The sequence below is a fragment of the Streptomyces sp. NPDC007346 genome (genome assembly GCF_040703535.1).
Taxonomy (GTDB): domain Bacteria; phylum Actinomycetota; class Actinomycetes; order Streptomycetales; family Streptomycetaceae; genus Streptomyces.
Window position 1 is genome coordinate 1 of the sequence record NZ_JBEYKR010000285.1, and the last position, 2,035, is coordinate 2,035.

Annotated in this window: 2 protein-coding genes, 1 tRNA gene and 1 pseudogene; 2 read left to right on the forward strand and 2 right to left on the reverse strand. The window is 70.7% G+C overall.

Translation table 11 applies throughout. The features are described 5' to 3' along the window. Positions 1-145: 145 nt before the first annotated feature. Complete coding sequence (locus tag AB0917_RS34035; RefSeq protein ID WP_030589699.1) at positions 146-559, reverse strand: SsgA family sporulation/cell division regulator; 414 nt, start codon at positions 557-559, stop codon at positions 146-148. A gap of 190 nt (positions 560-749) precedes the next feature. Here AB0917_RS34035 and AB0917_RS34040 point away from each other — a divergent pair, with 190 nt between their 5' ends. Then, on the forward strand, positions 750-1,205 hold the full coding sequence (locus tag AB0917_RS34040; RefSeq protein WP_366823568.1) for a TIGR02611 family protein: 456 nt from the start codon (positions 750-752) through the stop codon (positions 1,203-1,205). Positions 1,206-1,260: 55 nt separating this feature from the next. Next, a tRNA-Val gene (locus AB0917_RS34045) sits at positions 1,261-1,332 on the forward strand. A gap of 94 nt (positions 1,333-1,426) precedes the next feature. Here AB0917_RS34045 and AB0917_RS34050 read toward each other — a convergent pair. Beyond that, positions 1,427-2,035 (reverse strand): annotated as a pseudogene (locus AB0917_RS34050) (hypothetical protein); the annotation flags it as partial.

The following is a 2,035-nucleotide window of genomic DNA, read 5'->3' on the forward strand; positions in this document are numbered from 1 at the left end:
GCTGGAAGTCGCCGCCGACGCGCTGCGCCTGCCGGCCTGGGACGCCAAGGTCGAACACCTGTCCGGTGGTGCGTCTGCCCTATGTGGTTGTCCGCGCGACGCCGTCTCCCCGAGTCGGACGGCGCCGGGCAGCTCTCGGCCTGGCTCAGCTCTCGGCCAGGATGTGTGAGAGCTCCGTGTCGAGATCGAAGTGACGATGCTCGGTGCCGGGCGGAACCGCGGCGTCGGTCCTTTTGAGGAACGACTCCAGGGCTCGCGCCGGAGCCTCGAGCAGGGCTTCGCCCTCTGGGGAGCTCAGTGCGATGCAGACGACGCCTTGACCGTGACTACGTGATGGCCAGACGCGGACGTCTCCGGTGCCGGTGGGCCGGTGCAGCCCCTCGGCGAGGAGGTCACGGGCGAAAACCCACTCGACCGTCTCCTCCGCTCCGGTGTGGAAGGTGGCGTGCACGGCATAGGGATCGGCCGTGGCATACCGCAGGCCCGCGGGAACAGGCAGTGAGGACTCGCTCGACACAACGAGGCGCAGGTGCAGCTCGCAGCTGACCGTGGTGTTCATAAGCGCCAGGGCCTTTCGCTCAGTGTGCGCTCGGGGATTCGCACGTCGGCGAAATCGACATGCCACCTACGGTGGCGTTGTAAACCCCTCTGACCCATTTGTGATGCTTCGGGTCCCTCGCCCAGCGGTGTGTAACTTTGAGTCATGCGCCCATTCAAGTGACGACGGCAGGTCGGGTAGGTTGAGCTCCATGAATGCGGAGAGTGACGGACGGAGCGTGGTCGCCGAAGAGGCGGCCCCGGGGTCCGATACGGGGGGCACGATCAAGGTGGAACGCGAGCTGGGGTCGCGGGCGCCGGGCTTCGTCAAGGCGTCGAGACCGCTGCATCTGAGCTGGCAGGTCGGCGTCTTCGTCGTCGGCCTGGGCGTCGTGGTGGCCGGCGTACTGATGCTGGTGCTGCCGGGGCCCGGCTGGCTGGTGATCTTCGGTGGCATGGCGATCTGGGCGACCGAGTTCGTCTGGGCCCAGCTGGTGCTGCGCTGGACCAAGCGCAAGGTCACCGAGGCCGCCCAGCGCGCCCTCGACCCCAAGGTCCGGCGGCGCAACATCATCCTCACCACGGTGGGGCTGGTGATCATGGCGGTGCTGGTCGGGATCTACGTCGGGAAGTTCGGCCTCGCCCTGCCGTGGACGGTCGACGAGTAGGGCCGGGGGCGGTCCGGGAGCACCGCTGACATGGGGTAATGTTTGCGGTGCGTCCGGGCGATTAGCTCAGTGGGAGAGCGCTTCGTTCACACCGAAGAGGTCACTGGTTCGAACCCAGTATCGCCCACCCGGACAGAGGCCCCGAGACTTTCCGAAGTCTCGGGGCCTCTGCGTCGTCCGGCCGGGGCCCGCCGCGTGCGGCGTCCCCGACCGGACACGGCTCACCGCATCCGGCCCAGCAGATCCTTGAGCCTGCGTGCGTCACGCAGCCGCTGCTCGTAGGTGGCCCCCACGGCCAGCAGCAGCAGCCCGGCCAGCGCCGGCGGCAGCCAGCGCGGCAGTGCGCCGGCCACCTGGACGACGTACGGCGCCAGCTCGTGCAGCGTGTCCAGGGCCAGCACGACGCCGCCGAGCAGCAGCAGCGCCTGAAGCCGGTACTTCGCCCCGAGCAGCGTGATCACCAGCGCCGCCACACCCAGCAGCAGCGGCCGCAGCCAGTCGGGGTCGGTCCAGGCCACGGCCAGGCTCGGCAGCAGCGTCGCCGCGAGCCCCGGCCCGTACGCCGTCCAGGAGGACGCCTCGGGGTCCTTGCGCCGCCGCAGTACGCCGACCACCAGCGCGGGCACCGTCACCGGCAGGGTGTACGCCTCCGGCACCGACACCTCGGACGCCGCCAGCCGGACCCAGGTCGCCGCCACGAAGAGCGCCACCGCCAGATACCCCGCCGCCGGCCGCCGCTCCGGGCGCACCGCCGCCCCCGCCGCCAGCACCCCGCACAGCGCGAGCACCAGGGCCAGGAACGGGGCCCGGGGCACCGCCAGCGCCACCGC